Annotated in this window: 12 protein-coding genes and 2 pseudogenes; 5 read left to right on the top strand and 9 right to left on the bottom strand. The window is 58.6% G+C overall.

Annotated elements, in window-relative coordinates; all coding sequences use genetic code 11:
* Positions 1–116 precede the first annotated feature (116 nt).
* Both ugpC and LVY75_08390 read right to left on the bottom strand, forming a co-directional pair.
* Entirely contained in the window at positions 117–1,202 is a 1,086-nt protein-coding gene (gene ugpC, locus LVY75_08385; GenBank protein ID XAZ20139.1) for a sn-glycerol-3-phosphate ABC transporter ATP-binding protein UgpC, read from the bottom strand.
* Between the two features lie 62 nt (positions 1,203–1,264).
* Entirely contained in the window at positions 1,265–2,785 is a 1,521-nt protein-coding gene (locus LVY75_08390) for an alpha-N-arabinofuranosidase (protein ID XAZ20140.1), read from the bottom strand.
* 400 nt (positions 2,786–3,185) lie between these two features.
* Between LVY75_08390 and LVY75_08395 the strand changes: the two genes are divergently transcribed.
* Entirely contained in the window at positions 3,186–3,524 is a 339-nt protein-coding gene (locus LVY75_08395) for a hypothetical protein (GenBank protein XAZ20141.1), read from the top strand.
* On the opposite strand, the pseudogene LVY75_08400 reads toward LVY75_08395, so the two are convergent.
* A pseudogene (locus LVY75_08400) lies at positions 3,521–3,735 on the bottom strand (DUF2442 domain-containing protein). The gene LVY75_08395 and the pseudogene LVY75_08400 overlap by 4 nt on opposite strands.
* A 156-nt stretch (positions 3,736–3,891) precedes the next feature.
* Between LVY75_08400 and LVY75_08405 the strand changes: the two are divergent.
* A complete protein-coding gene (locus LVY75_08405; protein XAZ20142.1) occupies positions 3,892–5,157 on the top strand; it encodes an MFS transporter in 1,266 nt (421 codons plus the stop codon).
* 39 nt (positions 5,158–5,196) lie between these two features.
* Positions 5,197–5,400: a cold-shock protein gene (locus LVY75_08410; protein XAZ20143.1), complete on the top strand. Its 204-nt coding sequence runs from the start codon at positions 5,197–5,199 to the stop codon at positions 5,398–5,400.
* A gap of 70 nt (positions 5,401–5,470) precedes the next feature.
* On the opposite strand, the pseudogene LVY75_08415 reads toward LVY75_08410, so the two are convergent.
* Both LVY75_08415 and LVY75_08420 read right to left on the bottom strand, forming a co-directional pair.
* Positions 5,471–5,617, bottom strand: a pseudogene (locus LVY75_08415) (replication initiation protein RepC).
* 141 nt (positions 5,618–5,758) lie between these two features.
* Positions 5,759–6,115: a hypothetical protein gene (locus tag LVY75_08420; protein ID XAZ20144.1), complete on the bottom strand. Its 357-nt coding sequence runs from the start codon at positions 6,113–6,115 to the stop codon at positions 5,759–5,761.
* Positions 6,116–6,381: 266 nt separating this feature from the next.
* Between LVY75_08420 and LVY75_08425 the strand changes: the two genes are divergently transcribed.
* The gene (locus LVY75_08425) at positions 6,382–7,737 is read left to right on the top strand and encodes an ATP-binding protein (GenBank protein ID XAZ20145.1); all 1,356 of its coding nucleotides are present in this window, start codon (positions 6,382–6,384) and stop codon (positions 7,735–7,737) included.
* 241 nt (positions 7,738–7,978) lie between these two features.
* Here LVY75_08425 and LVY75_08430 read toward each other — a convergent pair whose 3' ends face one another.
* Positions 7,979–9,082: an FAD-dependent monooxygenase gene (locus LVY75_08430; GenBank protein XAZ20146.1), complete on the bottom strand. Its 1,104-nt coding sequence runs from the start codon at positions 9,080–9,082 to the stop codon at positions 7,979–7,981.
* A gap of 346 nt (positions 9,083–9,428) precedes the next feature.
* On the opposite strand from LVY75_08430, the gene LVY75_08435 reads away from it, so the two are divergent.
* Positions 9,429–10,694, top strand: a complete 1,266-nt coding sequence (locus LVY75_08435) for an MFS transporter (protein ID XAZ21363.1) — start codon at positions 9,429–9,431, stop codon at positions 10,692–10,694.
* A 25-nt stretch (positions 10,695–10,719) separates the two neighbouring features.
* Here LVY75_08435 and LVY75_08440 read toward each other — a convergent pair whose 3' ends face one another.
* Genes LVY75_08440 through LVY75_08450 form a run of 3 tightly spaced genes read right to left on the bottom strand, consistent with a single transcriptional unit; the run spans position 10,720 to position 14,979 of the window.
* A complete protein-coding gene (locus LVY75_08440; protein ID XAZ20147.1) occupies positions 10,720–13,257 on the bottom strand; it encodes a two-component system VirA-like sensor kinase in 2,538 nt (845 codons plus the stop codon).
* Complete coding sequence (locus LVY75_08445) at positions 13,214–14,227, bottom strand: c-type cytochrome (protein XAZ20148.1); 1,014 nt, start codon at positions 14,225–14,227, stop codon at positions 13,214–13,216. Before LVY75_08445 ends, LVY75_08440 begins: the two co-directional genes overlap by 44 nt.
* Before the next feature lie 29 nt (positions 14,228–14,256).
* Positions 14,257–14,979, bottom strand: coding sequence for a response regulator (locus tag LVY75_08450; protein XAZ20149.1), 723 nt, complete (start codon positions 14,977–14,979; stop codon positions 14,257–14,259).
* Between the last annotated feature and the right edge of the window lie 20 nt (positions 14,980–14,999).

The following is a 14,999-nucleotide window of genomic DNA, read 5'->3' on the forward strand; positions in this document are numbered from 1 at the left end:
GGTTAAGGTCACCCCGCGGCACGGGGCGTCTCTCGCCGCGAACCTCCTCCAAAGGCGCGCGATCAGATGTCCTGCATTTCTTTCGGTCGCCGGATCCGATCCGGATTCCGTTTCAATCAACTGAGCCTTCTGCCTTCGGCGTCGAAAGCCAGCATTTCAGGCACTCTCAGGGAGAGGCTGATCTTCTCCTTCGGCTGAGGCCTGCTTTCGCGGCACTCGACCGTCATTTCCGCATTTGTTGCGGTCAACACGTGAAGATATCCGGTGCCACCGAGCTCCTCGGTGAACTCGGCTGTTGCAGGCAGCGTCAGGCCGCCATTTGAGGCGCCAAGGCCGATATGCTCGGGCCGCACGCCGACATTGATGGCTGCGCCCTCGGCGACCGGACTGCGTGTCGGCAGGTCGAAGGCCTGGCCCGGCGCGTCGTCGAGCTCGACACGGGCAGAGCTTTGGCCAGCGGACACGACCCTGCCCTTCAGAAAATTCATGCCCGGCGAACCGATAAAGCCGGCGACAAACATGTTCTGCGGATTGCGGTAAAGTTCCAGGGGTGCACCGATCTGCTGGACGACACCCTCCTTCAGCACGACGATCTTGTCGGCGAGCGTCATCGCCTCGACCTGATCATGGGTCACATAGACCATCGTCGCGCCAATCTGGCGGTGCAGGCGGGCGATTTCCATGCGCATCTTCACGCGCAATTCGGCATCGAGGTTGGAGAGCGGTTCGTCGAACAGGAAAACCCTCGGTTCGCGCACGATGGCGCGGCCGATCGCCACGCGCTGGCGCTGACCACCAGAGAGCTGGCTGGGTTTGTGCTGGAGATAGTCGGTCAGGCGAAGAATATCGGCGGCCGCCTTCACCTTCGCTTGAATCTCTGCCTTCGGCCGTTTGGCGATCGACAGGCTGAAGGCCATGTTTTCGAACACCGAAAGATGCGGATAAAGCGCATAGGACTGGAAGACCATGGCAACGCCGCGCTTCGACGCTTCCCTGTGGGTGACGTCCTCATCCTCAATCCTGATCTGGCCGCCGCTCGTTTCCTCAAGCCCTGCAATCATTCGCAGCAGCGTCGACTTTCCGCAGCCGGAGGGGCCGACGAAAACCGCGAACTCGCCCTGCTCGATCTCGATATCGACGCCGTGAATGACGGCGTAGGAGCCGAACGACTTCCTGACATCAGTCAGTTTTATCCCAGACATACATCCTCCCGATTGGCAGTCCGAACGGGGCAGCCTCCTCCGCTGCCCCGATAGCGATCAGCTCATGCCGAAGCGACTGACAGCAGGATGAAATGATAGGATTTCGCCGGCAGCGACCCGGTGAGCCTGCCTTCATCGGTGACCTGCAGGCCGGATCCTGCCTTCGGCACGATGCGGTTTTGATCCTCGACGGAGTTGCGGGCCTTCAGGTCATCGCCGACCATCGCGTGATGCTGGACCACCTTGACGCCCTTGAAGCCCTGCAGGTCGACATCGAGGTCGATAGCCTCATCGAGGCTGCGGTTGATCGCAAAGAGCGCGATGCTCTTGCCATCCTCATGCAGCACGGCCGAGAGATCGAGATAGGGAACGTCCTGTGCGACTTCGCAATCGTAAGTCGGGCCGGATGAAGACACCGCCAGTGCAGTGCCGCGGCCGTACTTCGAAGCAAACTGCAGCGGATAGTAGATCGACTGGCGCCAGGCCGGGCCGCCCGCCTTGGTCAGGATCGGCGCGATGACGTTGACGAGCTGTGCCATGCAGGCGATCTTGACGCGGTCGGAACGACGGATGAAGACGTTGATCAGCGAGGCGACGAAGATCGCATCCTCGAGATTGTAGAGCTCTTCCAGGAGCGGCGGCGCCTCCGGCCAGTCCCAGTTCTTGTAGCGCTGATCGTCTTCCTTGCGGTCGTGATACCAGACGTTCCATTCGTCGAAGCAGATCTTCACGTCGCGCTTGGAACGCTTCTTCGCCTTGATGTAGTCGATGACGCCGCCGATCGTGACGATATAGCGGTCGAGTTCGATCGCCTTGGCGTAGTAATTCAGCGTGTCGTTTTCCTCGTTGCCGAAATACTTGTGCAGCGAGATGTAGTCGACGCTGTCATAGCTTGCGTCCAGAACCTGCGCCTCCCACTCGGGATAGGTCTTCATCTTGTCATTCGACGAGCCGCAGACGACGGTTTCGAGCGTCTTGTCGAAATATTTGAACGCCTTGCTGACGTCGTTGGCGAGCAGGCCATATTCGGTCGCGGTCTTATGGCCGACCTGCCAGGGACCGTCCATCTCGTTGCCGAGGCACCAGATCCGCACATTGTGCGGGTCCTTGTAGCCGTGTTTGGCGCGCAGGTCGCTCCAATATGTACCGCCAGGATGGTTGCAATATTCGAGGAAATTGCGGGCATCGTTCAGGCCGCGCGAACCGAGGTTCATGGCCAGCATCATCTCGGTCTTCGCGAGCTTCGACCAGTCAGCGAATTCATTGATGCCCATCTGGTTGGTCTCGCGAGTCCGCCAGGCAAGGTCGAGACGCGTCGGGCGCTGGTCGCGCGGGCCGATGCCGTCTTCCCAATGATAGGCCGAGACGAAGTTGCCGCCCGGATAGCGTACGATCGGCATATCCAGGTCGCGCACCATATCAAGAACATCGGTACGGAATCCGTCCTTATCAGCTTTTTCGTGACCCGGCTCATAAATCCCGGTGTAAACGGCGCGGCCCATGTGCTCCAGGAAGGAGCCGTAGACACGTTTATCGACGTTCGAAATGGTGAATTCCCTGTTCAGGGTCGCCTTAGCTCGCATGAATGTTCCTCGTTTATTGAATTTGATTTTTGAAGAAGCTATTCTGACAAGTTTTTTTTATCAAGTATTTTGTTTTGTATCCATAAATCGGTTTTATATCTCACACGAGATGCGAAGCCCATGAAAAATCTGGGAAAACCATTCATGTGCTGGCGGTGGGAGCAAAGGCGCCCCTTAAAAAAGATGGGAAACGGAATTCTGGTGGCCACCACGCCGCAGCGGCATATCCAAGCGCGAAATTGGGGCGTTCGCGACGCAAAATGAGAGCTCTCTCACAATACCGATCTCACGCGCCGCTCGCGGGCTGCGGTTTTGACATGAACCTAAGCTGAAGAGCGTCTTCAGAAGGAGTTCATGGCGAAGGGGCCAGCCTTGGTCACAACTACCAAGGAGAGAAACTATGAAAATCACTCATTTTGCCGTGGCAGCCGTTCTCTCGCTCGGCTCGGCCTTGGTCGCGGCAGAGCCTGCAGCGGCGATGCCTCGATCGGCGGCGCCGTCCGCATCGGTGGAAAAGAGCGCGGTCGTTCAGGTCCGGCACCGCCACTACCGCCATCATCGTGATTACGACCGGTATGGCTGGCATCACCGCCGCTACTATCGAGATCGCGACTATCGGGATTGGCGCGCAGAGCGGCGCTGGCGGGACGATCGCGGCTGGCGATACCGTGACCGTTACTACGGTGATCGCTACTATCGCCCACATCGCAACGGCGTCTATTTCCGCCTGGATCTCTAGAGCAGGACCGCCCCAGGATTGCCAACGGATCGCGGCCGGTCGCCGCGTCCCTGCAGTAAGTCGCTAATAGAGATATCCTCGTTCAGGTCAGTCCAGGGCCCATTGGGCTGACCTGAACTTTGCGCAGCTGATCCGATGTCGCGTTCAAGAACTGTGGAATGCAAGCCAAAGGCACACTGAGAGTGCGCCCATTATCTATTGAAATCCACATTGAACCGCTCCTTCCAAGATGACGCGAAAGGGACGCCGGCCCGCAGGACGCGCGGACCCTCCATTGGGCGTCAGCGGAACCGTTTGCCGAGAGCATCCGTTTTCCGTCGCCTGCTTCCCGTTGAAGCCCAAAACCTCGCCTCTCTCGGAGCCTTCGATGCCCGCATCGCTCGCCAAGGATCGCTCACTTCTGGCGCTTGCCGTCCTGAACTTCTTCCTGGCTGACGCCCGCGACGGTCTCGGACCTTTTCTCGACGGCTTCCTCGCCACCCGAGGGTGGTCACCTATGGCGCTTGGCCTCGTCGCCACGATCGGTGGCGTGCTTGGCATGGTCGCCACGCCATTCTTCGGTGCCTGGGTCGACGCGACGCATCGCAAGCGCACGCTGATCATCCTGCCGGTTCTGTTGGTGACGGCTGCCGCTCTCTGGACGCTTGCGAGCCCCGGCAACGCCGCCGTCTTCGGCGGCCAATCGGCAACCGCAATCGTCGGGGCGGTCGTCGGCCCCGCTCTCATGGGGCTGACGCTCGGGCTTGTCGGCGAACGCCGCTTTTCCGGGCAGGTCTCGCGCAACGAATTCTGGAACCACGCCGGCAACGTCGCATCGCTTGCTGGGGTCTATCTCGCGTCGCTCGCTTTCGGGCTGAAGGGCGTCATTGCCATGATGGTAATGACGGCCACAGCGACCATTCTGGCTGTTCTTGCGGTCGATCCGCGCGGCATCGACCATGAGGCCGCCCGCGGTCTTGCGCACGACGACGGAGCGCCTGGTCCCTCCGGCTTCTCCGTTCTGTTTGCCAAGAAGGGTCTCGTCCTGCTCGCCGTCGTGCTGATGGTCTTCCATTTCGGCAACGCCCCGATCAGCCGCCTGATCGCCCAGGATTTCTCAATCCAGCTCGGCACACCCTTCCGAACCACCGCGGTCACGACAGGGGTGTCACAACTGTCCATGATCGCGATGGCCCTAGCCGCCCCCTTGATGATCCGTCGCTTCGGCCTTGGCACCGTCTTTATCATCGCGCTTTCCGCCTTGCCTGTTCGAGGCCTGATCGCCGGCACCTTCACGAGCTTTGCCGCCATCTTTCCAGTCCAGATCCTCGACGGCGTCGGTGCAGGCCTCATCGGCATCGCGACACCGATCGCCGCAGAGCGTATCCTGTCAGGCACCGGGCGATTCAATGTCGGTCTGGCCGCCGTCATGACGGTTCAGGGCATCGGCGCGTCTCTCAGCAATATTGTCGCCGGCTGGCTGACGGATCTTGGCGGCTACAGCCTTGCCTATTTCGTTCATGGGGGAATGGCACTCTTCGCCGTTGCGATCTTCTGCACCGCTTTGGGCTCCATCGCGCCATCGCCGACAGATGAGGATGACAGGTCGGTCAACGGTTCAAACCGGGTTGATCTCGCGGAAGGCGAGGGCTAGGTTGCCGCCCCGCAACACGTACAAACACATGAGGACGTCATGCCGACTGGCAAGGTTAAGTTTTTCAACATGGATAAGGGCTTTGGCTTCATCACGCCGGAGACGGGCGGACCCGATATCTTCGTCCACGTCACCGCGCTTCAATATGGCGATGGGTTGAAGGAAGGGCAGAGCGTTTCCTACGATGTAGGCCAGGACCGCAAGACCGGCAAGGCAAAGGCGGAAAACGTCAGGCCGCTCTGAGCTGCGACACTCGCTTAAAAATCACAAGCACTAGCTGGGCGCCCATGAGGCGCCCTTCTCATTTAGAAGTTTATCTCTGTCGGCTGCCTGCAAGCGCCACAAGGATGGGACCGAGCACAAACTCTCCGTGTTCGGCTGGTCTCGTCAGGTCGCGCAGAGAACCGCCGACCGAATTGACCTGGCCTCTCCGCTCCAGGATGCAGGCGATCACGGTCGCCCGCATTTTCCGCGGGCGATGAGATCTTGCTGCCCGCCGCACAGGAAAGGATTTCGGGTCGCTGCCCGTCCCCCTTTCTGCCGTCATACCCTTGCTGCAGCGGGTGCTGCCATGCTTCGGCAACACCCGCCGCACCAGCAATTAACGAGAATAGAACGTCATGCCGCCGTCCGCAGCCTGTTCTGCGTCGACGATATTGGAGACCTTCACGCCATCTCTTTCGAGCCTTGCGACAAGCGGGCCATTTGCTTCAATGGCAGCCTGAATTCCCTGAATGGCGTTCTCCGAGCGATCCGAAACGGACGACCCACGTGTGGTATGCTCGGGCGACTGGTCCCAGTTACCAAGTACGTGGACGTCGAAATCGGACGAGAAGGTGCGAAGGGTGTTTTCGAGAGGGCCCGGGGCATTCATGTCAAGGCTCTCTGCGTGGCTGACAGTTGCGAAGCCGAACGAGGAAACGAGGACGACGGCGGCGAGGTTAAGAACGCGGTTCATCGGAAAATCTCCGTAGGGGGTTACGATAGGTCTTCTCGTCGGTCGCTTCGAAAGTGCTTGGCGCTCCGGTGTGAAGACATATTTGAGGTAGGGCCTCGCAGCAGGGATCGACACTAGACGGCAATTCACTTGTCACTAGACTTTGGTCTAGGTTGTCGCAACGGGTTGATTGTCGATGGCCCTATACTTTGCTGCCGCAAGAATTCTGCGGCGTACTTCATTACAGACGAAACATATTTCCAGAGAACTGAAACGATGCTGCGGTTTTGCAGCAGCACTTCTCCCTGCGACTTGGCCCCTGCTTCTCGTCTGAAGATGGACAAGTCTTTCATCCGTTTGCCAGCAAGCGCATTGAAGAGAAACCGATGACCGGGCGATTTCGTTCTTCTGTGACCACAATTTCCACCGACGCCGCATGGCGCGTACCGCCAAGAACCTTGCGCGGGCGGCTGCTGTTCATCCTGTCCGTCGGTCTCGTTTTTGCTCATGGCGGTCTGGCGGTCGGCCTCTACAACGAGGTGCGGCACCCAGCCCAGCCGAACGGGGTCGAACAACAAGTGTTAGCCGTACCGACCGAACTTGCAGCGCTCGACGATCGGCAGACGCCGCTGCAGGTCACGCGGGAAGAGGCAAGCGCTGATGGGACGGGGATGCTGGAGAGCAGCGGCTCAGATGCTGTTTCGCCTCCCCCGCCCGAGATTTTGCCCCCTCGGAAGATTCTCGTAGCCGGTAACACAGAACGCCAGACCATGGGACCGGCGATGACTATGATTGCAAGTCATGTTGTCTTCCTGCTGGTGTCTGCAGGCATGTTTGCCTACGCCGTCAGAAAGTCGATTTTGCCGCTGACCCAAATCACTGCGGCAGTGGAGGCGCTCGATCCAAATCGCCCGGGCGAACCGTTGAAAGAGGGTGGCCCTCTTGAGGTTGCCGCGGTGGCGAAAGCCTTCAACGCCATGCGACACCGAATCTCGCAACAGTTGGACGAGCGCATACAGGTTCTGTCGGCATTCTCCCACGACATGCAGACCCCGATTACCCGCATGCGACTGCGCGCTGAATTGGCAAGCGATTTTCCGGAAAAGGAAAAGCTCCTCAGAGATCTGGATGAGACTGAGCGGCTGGTCCGCGAAGGCATTGCCTATGCCAGGAATGCGCATGCGAATGAAGAGGGCTTCGCACTTGTCGATTTCCGCTCATTCATCGAATGCCTCGTGCTTGATTATCAAGACACTGGCCGGACTGTTTCCATCGCCAATTCCGTTACCGGTCCGATCGTGACCAAGCCGCGGGCCTTGAGACGAAGCCTTTCGAACTTCATCGATAACGCGCTAAAATTCGCGGGAGCCGCCGAGGTCAGCGCCATCCGCTCACATCGCGATGAGATCATAATTACCGTATTGGACCGGGGGCCGGGGATCGCCGACGAACTGCTGGAGGCTGTCAAGAAGCCTTTCGTGCGGGGCGGCCAGATCGCCAGCGAGGGAATTCCCGGCAGCGGTCTCGGTCTGGCGATCGCCCAACAGTTAGCCGCGACGTTCGGAGCAAGCCTCAATTTGCGAAACAGGCCGGACGGCGGCCTGATCGCAGAACTGGTGATAGCGCCAGCTGTCGACTGTTAGGAGCCCCAAACGGCTGGCAATGCGAAGGGCTGTCTTGAGAGCGCGACGCGTGTTTTCGTCGGTTTGATTGTTCGGGTCGAGCCGTGAAATCTCATTTCATCATGCATTGCCGGCGATGGGCGCAAGCAATGTTCTTCCGCGCGTGAGAGAGCATCTGCCAGAGAGGCGACGCTACCCAGCGCTGCACAGCCGACAACAAACAGCGCCCTCAATGCTCTCTCAGAACCGCTGGGCGATCGATCTAAAGGCTCTGTGCCAGGCGCCGGTAGGACCGCGCGTAGAGCGCGTTTCCGAAGTTGCGAAGCACCAGATTTCGGACAATATCTGCCGCGCCTCTCAACTTGTCGCGCGCATGACATTGCTGCTGGACCCATTCGACACGCCCCTTTCGCCGCTTGTAGAATTCCTCCAGGGCTTGCGCGACTTGACCATTCTGAGCCAGGCAGGCGGCAAGCACGATCGCATCCTCCAGCGCCATCGCCGCGCCTTGAGCCATGCTCGGCGAAGAGGCATGCGCAGCGTCGCCGACCAGCACAAGCCCCTGATCAATGAAACGACCGGCTGGAATCTCTTCAAGTCTTGCAGTGTGGGCAGTGACCTTATCGTCGAGAGCAGCGATGATCGAGCCCAGCGGATCGCCAAAGTCGGCAAAGCGTGCCCGGAGAACGCCAATCGATCCATCGCCGAACTGTTCCACCGGACAGTCGGCATAGATATAGAGCTCGGAGCGGCTCAGAGGTATGGCAAGGAGCGTCCGTCCTTTTCCCAGCATAGCCGTCCAGGCGTCCACCTGATTGTGGTTTTCGACCACCAAACGCCAGCAAGACATGCTGAGGGGGCGCGGTGTCCTCCCGCCAAAACCGAATTCTCGCACGGCCGAGCGAATTCCGTCAGCGCCAATGACGAGGTCGTATTCGTCGATGCTGCCATCGCTGAAGTGCACTTCTCTGATGCCATCCCGCAACCGGGCCGCGGTGACGGAGGTACCGTAGGACACTTTCGTCGTGCTGATCGACGCCTGGAGCGCATCGATCAGCTTGTGCCGCGGCAGTGCGAGGCAGGGACCGCAGTCGCCCCACACCGTCTGGGTGGCGACATCATTGATGACGACACCGCGTGACGTCAAAATTCTCTGTGCCTCGATTGGAAAGGCGACATCAAAGACGTCCCCCAGTACCCCAAGCATTGCCAGGGCGCGTGATGCATTGCCCAAGAGGAAGATGCCCTGACCGGTCGTGGGGGAGATACTGCGCCGCTCGACGATGTCGACCTCAAATCCTTTCAGCTCGAGCGCTCTTGCCGCAGCAAGTCCGGCAATGCCGGCCCCGACGATCAGAATCTTCATGACTGGGTTCCCATTGTCGCGCGGCCAGAATGACCACTTTGCAATACGCCTAGGTTAGGAAGAAATGTTGCGCCGTCGCTTCAAAAACCTGCCTTGGTATTTCATCTGTAGCCAACTGCCACGTTCGGCACAGATTCGAGGGGAATTGGCCCTCGGATAGTGCGGTTCTTTCATCTGTAACCGAATTTCACTTTTCCCGCAGGTACCATCGACGTTAGGAGCCTATACGCTCCATCAAGGCCCAATTGGCGTCGCATCGAAATTGACCCGCTCAGAACAAACCGAAGCCGACATGCAATGGAATCGGCATTCGACCCGTCCTTCAAGACGCCGAGACGTGTTTCGGATGCTTTGTCTTGCGTCCGCTGGCGGGGCTCTAGAATTCTATGACTTTGTAATTTTCGTCTTCCTTGCCGAGGCGATCAGCGTGCTGTTCTTCCCGCCTGATATGCCGACATGGCTGGCGATGATACAAACTTACGGCATATTCGCCTCCGGCTACATTTTCCGGCCTCTCGGAGGAATAGTGCTTGCCCATTTCGGCGACATGTTTGGCCGCAAGCGCGTCTTTGCATTCTCAATTCTGTTGATGGCCGGCGCAACGCTCGCGGTCGGGCTTTTACCGACCTATCAGAGCGCCGGGATTGCCGCGCCCTTATTGCTCGTCGTCCTCCGCATATTTCAGGGTATTGCGATCGGCGGGGAAGTGCCCGGCGCCTGGACATTTGCGGCCGAACACGTTTCCTCGCGTCGTGTGGGCTTTGCATGCGGCCTGGTGTGCGCCGGGCTCGGGGTTGGAATTTTCCTGGGCGCATCCCTTACGGCACTGACGACGATGATTCTACCGCCTGCCGACATGTTGAGTTACGGGTGGCGGTTGCCTTTCATTCTCGGTGGTGTCTTCGGCCTCATCGGGATGCGGCTTCGCCGCATGTTGCATGAAACGCCGGTGTTTGTGGCTCTAACAGCAAAAAATCAACTCGTTCCCGAACTGCCTCTGGCCGTGGTCGTGAAGACCTATCGGCGGAGCATCGTTATTTCTGTCCTTTGCACCTGGATCCTGTCGGCTAGTGTCGTGATGCTGACGCTGATGGTCCCAACAATCCTGGAGGGATCTCACCATGTCGACCATCAAGTTGCGCTGATCGCGACAACGATCAGCGCGATGTCTCTCGTGGTCGGGGTGGTTTCAGGCGGACTGCTTTTCGATCGGATCGGCGCGGCGCGGTTCTTCATGGTCGGAGGCCTTTTTTTGGCCATCGGCGGCTTTGCTTTTTACAATATTTCTACGCCAGCCCCGGCCCAGGTCTTTCTTTCGAGCGCCATAATCGGCTTTTCCGGCCTTAGTGCCGTTGGAGCAGCCGTTGTCATGGTCTCATGCTTTCCGCCCCCAGTCCGTTTTTCGGGCGTATCTTTCTCCTACAATGTTTCCTACGCATTTTTTGGTGGCCTGACACCGGTAACGCTCGCCACGTTCTTGACGATCTCGTCGCTTTCGCATGTGTTTTACCTGCTCTTCGTCAGCGCGCTCACGATGGGCCTCGGTGCTTACTTCTTGGTTCGGCCCGAGGCCTTGACCGACCAGGAGCAAGTCTCGACCGCTCAAAGGTAAAATACTTTACCGGAAACCTGGCCGGCTATCGGGGGACCTCGGGGCGCGGTTGCTTGTTCCCAATCAATTCGAACAGCGTAGCAGCGAGGCGGTTGGAGCTGATGGGTTTTCGCAACATTGATATGTCGGCAAAGACGCGATGATCGGCACCGGCATGCTCCGGCTCAACGATAAACACCGTGGTGGTCTGCCCGAATTCGCCGGCGATATGTCGCAGGTCCGGCATGACTTGCCATAAATCGAGATCGAGAAGGATCAGGTCGGGCGCGCGCGCGCTTTCCGACACCCAGTCCTTGAGCGCTGAGAGGCTCTCAAAGCCGACAGGTTCATATCCGAGCGCGGCAATCTTTTCCTCGTACATCAGACGCAGATTGTGATCGCGCTGGCCAAGCAGAACCATTTCGCCATTGCCAAGCGGAACCGTCCTCTCATTGAAAAATTGTTCCAAAGGAACGGGTGCTGCAGCGCTCACCGGGAAATAAAGATTGAAGGTCGTGCCTTCGCCCTGCCGACTTTCCACGTCGATCCTGCCGTCCATCGCAGTGACAAGGCCGTGAACAGCGGCCAGACCGAGGCCGGTTCCGCCTCGATTCACACGGGTCGTGAAGAAAGGCTCGAAGATGTACGGGAAAAGGCCGGGTGCGATACCGGTTCCATTGTCTGTCAAGCCGACAAGGACATAGCGCCCGGCCGTAATATTGCCATGCGAAAGGGCAATGTCGGTAGAAAACTCTGCCATCTGCGCCGAAATTTGAATTCTTCCATTTTCGCCCGTCGCCTGCGCGGCGTTCGTGCAGAGGTTCATGATGACCTGCTGAAGCTCGATCGGATTGCCGGCGACCGCCGGCATGTTCGGCGCGATAGTGCTCGATAGCTGGATAGTGTCCGGAATCGACATTTTCACGAGCGGCACGATGTCGTCGATGGCCTCCTTGACGTCGAAGGGCCTGCTTACCCGCTCGCGCTTCCGGCTGAAAGTGAGAATTTGATCGACGACGTGCTTCGCGCGCAGGCCGCTCGAGACAATCTCCTGAATATATTGGCGCGTGCGTGATGGTGCCTGGTTGAGCTCGAGCGCCATTTCCCCATAACCCATTATTGCGCTAAGCGCGTTGTTGAATTCGTGAGCAATGCCGCCGGCGAGCGTGCCGACTGCTTCCAACCTTTGCGCATGCTCAAGGCGTCCCTCCAGCTCCTGCCTTTCCTTGCGCTCGCGCTTTCCCCTCAAGCTATGTGAGAGTGCGACGATTGCTTGCCCGAGCAATCTTATTTCGTCGCTACCCGGTTTCTTGCGAATTTCGGCATGTTCGAGGAAGAGCAATCCGACTTTTCCGGCGTCTATGCTCGTCGCAACGACTGAACCGGCACTCAGCGAACCTTCGGGAAGTGCCTGCATCTCCGAGCGCTGCAGATTTTGGTAAAAGAAGCGATCCCAGTGAAGCTTCTCCGCCATGGTCGAAGCCGATATCTGGTCCGAAAATCGGGCGGTAAGGCCGGCCAAGGTCGGCGCCTCCACATTTCCGAAACTCTCAACAACCGATCGAGAACTCGTGTCGACGACGACGAAAGCATATCGGCTTGCATCAAAAAACTCCGCCACGATGACAAGCGAGTCCATGACAGCATTCGCGACCGAGTCGAAATCATCGCTGAAACGCTGCTTGATATCCGCTATCAGATTTTCGAGATCGAGTTGCTGGGTCAAACGATTGGTCTGACTGCGCAATCGGTACACGAGGATCGCGACGTAAATGCACAGCAGAACGGAGATCGAGCCCAGCAAGATCCTGCTCCAGGCCGAGCGAACGCTGATGACGCCGAAGGCATCGAGATAATGCTTCTGCAGGAGTTGCGCCTCGACGGGCGTTTGTGATGCCTGGATCGAGGCGATCGTGCCATCGACCGCCGGCAGCGTCGCGAGGATCATGCGGGCATGGGCGACATAGGTTCTGACTTCGGCGACGTTTGCGGCATCGGAGCGAAGTATGGCGCCAAGTTGGTCCTGGATCGAACGAGCCAGCCGCTCGCCGGGATCGGCTTCAAAGCGCATCATCATATTGCCGAGATCGTTCGACCGCCCCAGCGCCTGTTGGATTGCCGGATCAGTGCTGGCATGCAGTTCGCTGAGCAACTGGTTTGCTATCGTAAGAGAGTTCTGCAGGATCGCGTTGTCCGTTTTGAAACGCTCGACCAATGCCTCGTCCCGGTCGATCGACTGGGCGAGCGCAGTCAGTTCCCGATCGAGGTCGGAGACGTTCTCGACACCGCTTTCCGGGAACGTCGCCCTCAGCCTGCTGAGCGCAGCATGAAGGTTGACGATCGATTCGACCAACGGATCATAATTCCTGAGCAGCCCTGCTCTTGCCCGCAGCACGTCGCGCTGCAACGAAGCATGATTGACATCGATAGCCCTCAATGCCGTCAGTATCGCCTCGTGCGTGTCTCGTGACGGCACGCGTCCGATTGCCAGCAGAGCGAAGCAGAATGCACCGATGACGAGTACGGCGATACGCCATAATTCAATCGTTGCTCGACGCTGGGGCCGGCTGGAGCTTGTGTCCATTGTACTCGCCCGTAAGAGTGTTCAGGAACGCCACCAGGGACTCCACATCGCGCTGACTGAGCGTGCGCCCAAGCTGGCTGCGAGCCATGATTTCGACTGCATCCGACAGTGAAGAGACGCTGCCATTATGGAAATAGGGTGCCGTAACGGCAACGTTGCGCAGGCTGGGGACACGGAACACGCCTTTATCTGCATCAACGCCAGTCAGTGTGTAGCGCCCGAGATCTCCATCGTTGTCGGGATCAATTGAAGGCGGAGGAGCAAAGATCCCAAACTTCTGAAACATGTTTCCACCGACGTTCGACCCCTGGTGGCAGGATGCGCAACCAAGGTCCTTGAAGAGACGGTATCCTTCCAGCTCCTTCTCCGACAGAGCGTCGAGATCACCGGCAAGGTATCTGTCAAACGGCGCGTTGGGCGTTGTCAAGGACCGCTGAAAGGTCGCGATGGCATCAAGCAGGTCCTCGCGCTGCACCGGACGGCCATAAAGGCTCTGAAAGCTGGCCGAATATGCCGGATTCTGGCGTAGCCGCGCGAGCAGATCCGGCCACGTCGCGGCCATGAGGTTGTCGTCGAGCAATATTCGTTCGTTCTGATCCTCGAGCGACGTGAAATCTCCTCTCCAGCCGAGCCGATAGTTATTGCCGACGTTGAAAATCGTCGGCGCGTTAAACCGGTGAACGCGACCCTTGTAGCCGACCGTTCGCCTGACGTTGACGGTTCCGCCGGCGGTCAGGTCGTGGCAACTCACGCAGGCAAGCTTGTTCATGCCCGACAAGATAGGGTCAGAAAACAGCAATCCGCCAAGTGCAACCTTCTCGGCATCAAGCCCTTCAGGCACAGTCAGTGGGGCAAGCGGCTCACGGGGATTGGGATTGCGATCGATCGCGTGAACCGCTTCAACGCCAAAGGAAAGACCCATGGCAATCACCGCAAGAACAGCCTGACGGTTTCGCCAGGTCGCCCACATGCGGAACCTGGCGCCCCGTCGAGAACCGATCACTTGGCTCGCCTGCGCGCTTCAACAACAACGTCGGCATCGAATATGTAGCCGGCGCCGCGCTCGGTACGTATCAACTTCGGCGCCGAGGCGTCGGCTTCCAGCTTGCGTCTGAGCCGCAGGATGAGCACGTCGATACTGCGATCGAAAATCTCCTCGTCATGCACCCTGCTTGCCGACAGAAGCTGCTCGCGCGACAGCACCTGGCGGGGCATATCGAGGAACGCCGTGAGCAGATTGAATTCACCGGCGGTCAGCTTGACCTCGCTTTCTTCGTTCGAGATCAATTGCCGTCTTTTGACGTTCAGGATCCACTTGTCGAAGTAATAGATCTTGCGATCCTTGCGATCACTCGCGACCGGGTGAACGCGCAATGCTGCTCTTACACGGGCCAGAAATTCCCGAAGGCCGAAAGGTTTGGTGATGTAATCGCAGGCGCCGAGCTCCAGCCCGACCACCTTGTCGGTTTCGTCGAGCCGGTCTCCGCTGATAATGATGATCGGCGCGTCCGACTTGCCCGATAATGTCCGAACGATTTCCAGCCCATCCTCGTGGCCGAGGTTGAGATCGACAATAACGAGATCCACCGGTTCGGCTTGCAGCACCTGGCCGAGCTGATGACTGTCCTTCACGCCGGTGACACGAAAGGCGTGTTGCGAGAAATAGTCTATCAGAAGGCCACGAAGCTTACTGTCATCATCGACGACCAGAATGTGTTTCACGTTGTAACCCCCAGACACCA

This window comes from Sinorhizobium sp. B11, assembly GCA_039725955.1.
Taxonomy (GTDB): domain Bacteria; phylum Pseudomonadota; class Alphaproteobacteria; order Rhizobiales; family Rhizobiaceae; genus Rhizobium.

What these genes read in the sequence shown, in the direction of transcription:
- LVY75_08405 (XAZ20142.1), top strand. Translation starts at nt 3,892, where the DNA reads ATGCCCGCATCGCTCGCCAAGGATCGCTCACTTCTGGCGCTTGCCGTC.
- LVY75_08435 (XAZ21363.1), top strand. Translation starts at nt 9,429, where the DNA reads ATGCTTTGTCTTGCGTCCGCTGGCGGGGCTCTAGAATTCTATGACTTT.
- LVY75_08445 (XAZ20148.1), bottom strand. Translation starts at nt 14,227, where the DNA reads ATGTGGGCGACCTGGCGAAACCGTCAGGCTGTTCTTGCGGTGATTGCC.
- LVY75_08430 (XAZ20146.1), bottom strand. Translation starts at nt 9,082, where the DNA reads ATGAAGATTCTGATCGTCGGGGCCGGCATTGCCGGACTTGCTGCGGCA.
- LVY75_08420 (XAZ20144.1), bottom strand. Translation starts at nt 6,115, where the DNA reads ATGAACCGCGTTCTTAACCTCGCCGCCGTCGTCCTCGTTTCCTCGTTC.
- LVY75_08410 (XAZ20143.1), top strand. Translation starts at nt 5,197, where the DNA reads ATGCCGACTGGCAAGGTTAAGTTTTTCAACATGGATAAGGGCTTTGGC.
- LVY75_08395 (XAZ20141.1), top strand. Translation starts at nt 3,186, where the DNA reads ATGAAAATCACTCATTTTGCCGTGGCAGCCGTTCTCTCGCTCGGCTCG.
- ugpC (XAZ20139.1), bottom strand. Translation starts at nt 1,202, where the DNA reads ATGTCTGGGATAAAACTGACTGATGTCAGGAAGTCGTTCGGCTCCTAC.
- LVY75_08390 (XAZ20140.1), bottom strand. Translation starts at nt 2,785, where the DNA reads ATGCGAGCTAAGGCGACCCTGAACAGGGAATTCACCATTTCGAACGTC.
- LVY75_08440 (XAZ20147.1), bottom strand. Translation starts at nt 13,257, where the DNA reads ATGGACACAAGCTCCAGCCGGCCCCAGCGTCGAGCAACGATTGAATTA.